Consider the following 5,848-nt stretch of genomic DNA (forward strand, 5'->3'; position numbering starts at 1 on the left):
AACCTTCGCGGTCAACCTCGCCGGATGCCTCATCCTCGGCGCACTCACCGGAGCCGGCGCGGCGATGCCGCACTCCGTGCTCGCCCTGGCGGGCACCGGGTTCTGCGGCGCGCTGACGACCTACAGCACGTTCAGCTACGAGACACTGCGATTGGCCGAGCAGAAAGCGTACTTCTACGCGGCCATGAACGTCGTCCTCAGCGCCGTGGCCGGTGTGGGTACAGCCCTTCTCGCTCACATGTGCGTCGCGGCGATGCTGGGATGAGACGAGCATTGTGGGACATTTGTTGGCGGGCGGGCCGCACCGCCGACCGAGCGTCGCCACCAGCGAGGAGGTGAGGCATGTGCATCCCACCAGCCGGTTTGACGACATCCCGAGACCCCAGGTGCTCGACCTGGACGACTACGCGCATGACGTCGCAGCAGTCCGAAGGTGGACGCGGAGCGCGCTGTCCGGTGTGACCGCCGACGAACTCGAAGACATCCTCCTGGTGGTCAACGAGCTGGTGAGCAACGCCTTCGACCACGGTCGCGGCCCGCGCAGGATGCGGCTGCACCGGTCGACGGAGCCGTGCTTCGTGCGCGTGGAGATCGACGACACCTCGCCCGACCCGCCGACACTGGGATGCTCCCGTCTCGGAGGCAACCGAGGCCGGGGCATGGTCATCGTCAACCGGCTCGCGAAGGACTGGGGCGTCACCCACAGCCTCCACGGCAAGACCGTGTGGGCCGAGATCACCTGCTGACCGCCCTACCCCAGCACGAGCACCCGCCGAGTGGGGGATCCGCCGCCTGCGTCCGACAGCGGCCTGGCCGGTGACTCGTTCCGGGTTCCTTCACCGCCGTCAGCGGTGTGGAGCTCGGGGCGGGTGCAGCGCCGCGCATGCGATCACCAGTGAGACCAGCACGAGGATGGTCGCAGCGAGTTCGAGGATCATCTCGATCAGGTACTCGAAGAGCATGGCTCAGTCCCGCGTCGTGTGGACCCGCACTGCGGGCGGGTCTGTGGGTGCGGTGCGGCGACGGGCCCGCAAGCTCGTCAGCGTGACGGTGCCGAGGACAGCCACGATGACCGCGAGCGAGACCGGGGTGGGAATCTGAGGCACGGCAGGCCAGATTCCGTGGGCCCAGTGCAGCACCAGCTTCAGCCCGATGAAGGCGAGGATGATGGCGAGGCCGTGGTTGAGGTGAACCAGTTTGGCCAGCGCGGAGTGCAGCACGAAGTACAGGGCACGCAGGCCGAGCAGGGCGAAGGCGTTGGTCGCGAACACGAGGTAGGGGTCCTCGGTGATGCCGTACACGGCGGGCACCGAGTCGATGGCGAACACGACATCGGTGGCGAACACCGCCACCACCACGACCGCGAGCGGTGTGAGCGCGCGGCGACCGTGTTCGCGGACTGTCAGGTGAGTGCCGCGGTAGTCGTCGGTAACGGGCATCAGTCTGCGCAGCAGCCGTACCGAGCGCATTCGGGAGATGTCCCGATCGGTCATGGCGCCGGTGAGCGCCTGGTGGAGGATCTTCACCGCCGAGGCGAAGAGGATCAGGCCGAACACGAGGAACGCCCACGTTCCGGCGGCGAGCAGTGCCGCGCCGGCGGCGATGAAGATGCCACGCAGCACCAGGGCGCCGACGATGCCGTAGAGCAGGACGCGTTGCTGCACCTCCAGCGGGACGCTGAACGCCGCGAGCAGCAGCATGAACACGAACAGGTTGTCCACCGACAGCGACTTCTCCACCACGAAGCCCGTGACGAACTCCACGGCCTGTCCGCTGCCGAAAGCCGTCCAGATCCAGATCGCGAACACCATGGGCAGCGTGAGGTAGAAGACCGACCAGCCCACGGCCTCGCGCATCAACACCTCGTGCGGGCGGCGGGTCACCAGGAAGTCGGCCGTCAGCAGTGCCAGCAGGACCGCGATGCTGAGCAACCACAGTCCCGGCGAACCGACTGAGTCCGCCTGGGCGGCCGGGACGACGGCAGACGCAACTGCTGAGTCGGGCACAGGACCTCCTCGAACGTCAGCGTTCGAGGTCTCCTTCACCCACCGGGGGCGGCCTCCCGGGGACACCGTCGGAGTGTCCGTACTGACCGGGCAGACCCTGCGGAAGTACTCCCCTCGTTCAAAGTATCGCCAGCCAATCGAAGTAAAGCAATAGTAAAGTGTTGGTAAGGGGTCGTTCAGGTGTGGCGAGCGATCGTCCAGGCGTGCGGGCACGCCTCATCTGGGTGTCGGTGGTGCCGCGACCTGACGATTGCGCGGCCGGGTAACACCTCTTCGGGTTGAGCCGCAGGTGGCAGGGAGTTGGGCGGGACAACAAGATCACGCTCACGAGACGCGGCCGGCCGGCCGGCGAACTGGGCGAGCACTGGGAGTGGGGTTCGTCGTCCTCGGATTCGCGTCGCCGGGATCCGAACCATCGGTTGCCACTGGCTGCGGTGGTCGCGTTCGCCACGAGCTGGGCATCACCGCAAATCGCGCACGCCGAGACCGGCGATCCCACGGTCGGCGGCGGTCCGCTCGTCGGCGACACCGCCAACGCCTACCCGGTAGTGCACCCGGACGTCGACTGCGCCACCGTCGGACTGCCCCAGCTGACGACCGAGGTACTCCAGGTGTTCTGGGAGTGAACGCCAACCACGTCGGCGGGCACCCCCATGTCCGATGTGCACCCCTTGCGCTCGATCAGGTCAGCGACCTCGACGATGCCCGCACCGCGGGCGTGACCTCGTTGGACCACATCTGTCCACAAAGGATCCAATGCCTCCGCAGCAGCGTTGCGGATACCACTCGCCAGATGCGGGCCAACCATCTGCTCAGCCGGCAGCCGCATCCCAGAAGTTTGCCTTCCGCCGGCTTGTGCGCACCTTCAAGGGTGGAGCGCCGGAAAGCCTGGTCGACCCGCTCGTCACAACACGGTGGCGGCGGCTACGCGACTTGAGGTGTCATGCCCCGGTTTCGATCATCCTTACCGGAATGATCTTGTGGGCGTGGATCGAGCCGCTGCTCCCGGTGGTCCCTCGTCGTGCCGACCATCCGGGGCGCAAGCGGCTGGACGATCGCAAGGTGTCGTGCGGCATCCTGTTCGTGCTCTACACCGATATCCCGTGAGAGTTCCTGCCCCAGGAACTCGGGTTCGGCTCCGGCGTGACCGGCCGGGCGGCGGCTGCGGGACTGGCATCGGGACGGGGTCTGGCAGCGGCTGCACGAGAACCTGCTCGCCGAACTCAACGCCGCGGACGCGCTGGACTGGCAGCGGGCGGTGATCGACGGCTCGCACGTCCGCGCGCTCAAGGGCGGCCCAAAACGGGGACGAGCCCGGTCGACCGCGCCAGAACGGGCTCGAAGCACCACCTGATCACGAAGGACACGGCATCCCTCTCGCCGTGTCCCTCACCGGCGGCAACTGCAACGACGGCACCCAGCTGATGCCGCTGATCGGCAAGGTCCCGCCGGTGCGCGGGAAACGAGGCCTGTCGAGCATCTTGATCGCGGTCCGTGCCTGGTCCAGCTGTGCGGAAGCGAACTGTTGCTGTCGCATCAGGTCGTCGCGCCGGCTGAGGAACGGGCTGATTGCCTCGTTGGCGGCGGCGTCAACTGCCTGCGCGAGCTCACCCACTTCGCGCTCGGTGGTCTCCGCCTCGGCCAGCAGCCGACCAAGGTCCGCGTCGAGGCCCTCGATGTACTGGGTGATCTCTGTCCGCCTGCTCTTCGTGGCCCTCAATTCCGACGAGACGTCGAACTTGGGCTCCGTGAGGCCGGTGTCCTGTGCGACGACCGCTTCCGACGTGTTCGGTTGCGGCCATTGCGGGCGAACAACACTCGCGTCTCCGCGAGCATCGTGAGCTTGGTGACGCCTTCTGCGTACTGGGCGCGCAAAGGAGTGAGCGTGCGCAACTGGGTCTCCCGATCACGCAGCAACGCGGCAACCTGTTTGTGCCCGACCGCCACCTCCCGGCTCGACCGAATCGGTGGCGCGGAGCCAGGGCCGTGTAACCGAAGAGCGAGCCGCGCACGATCAAGTAAGCGAAGACAAATGCGTTGGCGCTTGTGCGCGTGCTGCACGAGCAACAGCGCAGACCGCGCCTGTGCGCCCGCTCAGTGTCTGCGTGCGCACAGCGAGGTGCGTGGCGCCGTCCCGAACCGACTGAACCGCATCTGGCGGATCCGCGCCTCGACATCCGCAGGTCGTGATCGTGCAGCGGCAGCCCCGGCGAGCGCGGCGATGAATTAGCGCAAGTTCAGATCATGCGGAGCTGTTAGCGTGCGTCCGTTCACTCGAGAACTGGAGCGCTCCGCCATGAGGTACACCGTCTCGATGGAGATCGCCCTGCCGCGGGAGAGGGTGGTCCAGCTGCTCTCCGACCCGGAGCACCTGCCGAAGTGGCTGCGAGGCCTGGTGCTGCACGAGCCGCTGAGCGGGGTGCACGGGCAGGTCGGCACCAAGTCGCGAGTTGTGATGCAGATGGGGCAGCAGAAGTTCGAGGGCACCGAGACCATCACGCGCCGGGAACCGGTGGACCTGCAAGGGATCGCGACGGAGGGCGTCGTCCATTTCGAGCGCGAGATCGTCGGTAAGGGCATGTGGAGCGCCGTGCGCGATCGCCTGACCGAAACCAGCCAGGAGACGACGCTCTGGGTGAGCGAGAACGAGTACCGGTTCAGCGGCGTGCTGATGCGGCTGGCAGGGCTCTTGATGCCCGGTGCCTTCCGCAAGCAGTCGCTACAGCACATGCAGGACTTCAAGGCGTTCGCCGAGCACGGACAAGACGTCCGCGAAGTGAAGGGCTGAACTGCGGTCTGCCCGAGAGGGCTGAAACGAACCGCCCCAGGCACCCACTGGGGTGCCGAACGCGGCCCAGCGGTCTGAACCTGCGCATCAGGCTGCTGCAGGTTCGTACTCGTTGATCAGCCCACCAAAAATTCGCCGGCTTCGTGCTGCGCCCAGGCGTGTTGGAAATCCGCGACGACTACCGACGTGCCGTGAAGAGCACGATGTTCGCGAAAACGGTTCACCAGGGTGCGGGTGCGGAGGCGGGCGGCCAGGCGCAGTTGGAAGCGTGAGTAGCGGCGTGCCCGCTTACTGGTGTTCTACAGCGCCAGCCGGTTCGTGGAACAGGTTGGTGTAGGACCGCTGGTCCTCGTCGGGCAGCGAGCCGCGCCTCGTGTCGAGGTGATCCATGTCCGGATGGCTGAAGAGCCCGTCCGCCGGGAACGCGCTCATTGGACGCGTTCCGTCAGGTGGTTCAACACGGGAATCACCTGCGCTGTGGCCGGGCGGATCGTAACGCGAATCGTTGTGGGTCTGCATGGGTTCCGACTTTCTCTGCGTCCTGTGCGTGCACACGGCGAGTGAGCCGGAGCAGCCGCACGGCGCTAGGGATTCGGGGAACATCTGACGAACTCAGGCCCCGATGGTGTCAATGGTACACGTCACCTGGTGGCGTACGCCGTGGTCTTCCGCTCCTGAGGTCTTGGAAGTGCGCGACGAGAGTCTTCTCTGGATCTGAAGTGATCCGCCGTCAGACGGAACACTGTGTTTACCCGCATTCTCAGACGGGTATGAGAACTGCCGGAAGTAGTGCCATGACAAGGGATTCGGAGCCGGGCCTGTGTGGTGAGACAGGAGGAACGACCAGCCATGTGGTTCGTGGACGGGAAAGCCGCGGAGTTCCTCGACAGTGCGCCTGCCGGCGCCATCGACGTTGCGCGTGGTCTTGCAGGTTCCGGTGGATCGCTGCTGGAGATCACGGCGGTCCTCGAACGAGCGCCCGTGGGCTTCGCTGTGGTGGACGAGCAGATGCGTTTCCTCTACGCCAACCCGGAGTTCGCGTCGGTGCTCGACT

General features: G+C 66.4%; 7 protein-coding genes and 1 pseudogene. 6 read left to right on the forward strand and 2 right to left on the reverse strand.

The window, feature by feature from the left end; all coding sequences use genetic code 11:
* Both ABFX45_RS45710 and ABFX45_RS45715 read left to right on the forward strand, forming a co-directional pair.
* The coding region (locus ABFX45_RS45710; protein ID WP_346137351.1) for a fluoride efflux transporter FluC at nucleotides 1-265 on the forward strand (265 nt) is incomplete at its 5' end.
* A 79-nt stretch (nucleotides 266-344) separates the two neighbouring features.
* On the forward strand, nucleotides 345-746 hold the full coding sequence (locus ABFX45_RS45715; RefSeq protein WP_346137352.1) for an ATP-binding protein: 402 nt from the start codon (nucleotides 345-347) through the stop codon (nucleotides 744-746).
* A 219-nt stretch (nucleotides 747-965) separates the two neighbouring features.
* Here ABFX45_RS45715 and ABFX45_RS45720 read toward each other — a convergent pair whose 3' ends face one another.
* A complete protein-coding gene (locus ABFX45_RS45720; RefSeq protein WP_346137353.1) occupies nucleotides 966-2,006 on the reverse strand; it encodes a TerC/Alx family metal homeostasis membrane protein in 1,041 nt (346 codons plus the stop codon).
* Nucleotides 2,007-2,284: 278 nt separating this feature from the next.
* Here ABFX45_RS45720 and ABFX45_RS45725 point away from each other — a divergent pair, with 278 nt between their 5' ends.
* The 3 genes and pseudogenes from ABFX45_RS45725 to ABFX45_RS45735 all read left to right on the forward strand — a co-directional run bounded on the left by ABFX45_RS45725 (nucleotide 2,285) and on the right by ABFX45_RS45735 (nucleotide 4,794).
* Nucleotides 2,285-2,632, forward strand: coding sequence for a hypothetical protein (locus ABFX45_RS45725; protein WP_346137354.1), 348 nt, complete (start codon nucleotides 2,285-2,287; stop codon nucleotides 2,630-2,632).
* 346 nt (nucleotides 2,633-2,978) lie between these two features.
* Nucleotides 2,979-3,475, forward strand: a pseudogene (locus tag ABFX45_RS45730) (IS5 family transposase); the annotation flags it as partial.
* 827 nt (nucleotides 3,476-4,302) lie between these two features.
* Nucleotides 4,303-4,794, forward strand: coding sequence for an SRPBCC family protein (locus tag ABFX45_RS45735; RefSeq protein WP_346137355.1), 492 nt, complete (start codon nucleotides 4,303-4,305; stop codon nucleotides 4,792-4,794).
* Between the two features lie 288 nt (nucleotides 4,795-5,082).
* Here ABFX45_RS45735 and ABFX45_RS45740 read toward each other — a convergent pair whose 3' ends face one another.
* A complete protein-coding gene (locus ABFX45_RS45740) occupies nucleotides 5,083-5,226 on the reverse strand; it encodes a hypothetical protein (protein WP_170166513.1) in 144 nt (47 codons plus the stop codon).
* 417 nt (nucleotides 5,227-5,643) lie between these two features.
* Here ABFX45_RS45740 and ABFX45_RS45745 point away from each other — a divergent pair.
* On the forward strand, nucleotides 5,644-5,848 hold a 205-nt coding region (locus tag ABFX45_RS45745), incomplete at its 3' end, for a PAS domain-containing protein (protein ID WP_346137356.1).

The organism is Lentzea roselyniae (genome assembly GCF_039537795.1).
Taxonomy (GTDB): domain Bacteria; phylum Actinomycetota; class Actinomycetes; order Mycobacteriales; family Pseudonocardiaceae; genus Lentzea; species Lentzea atacamensis.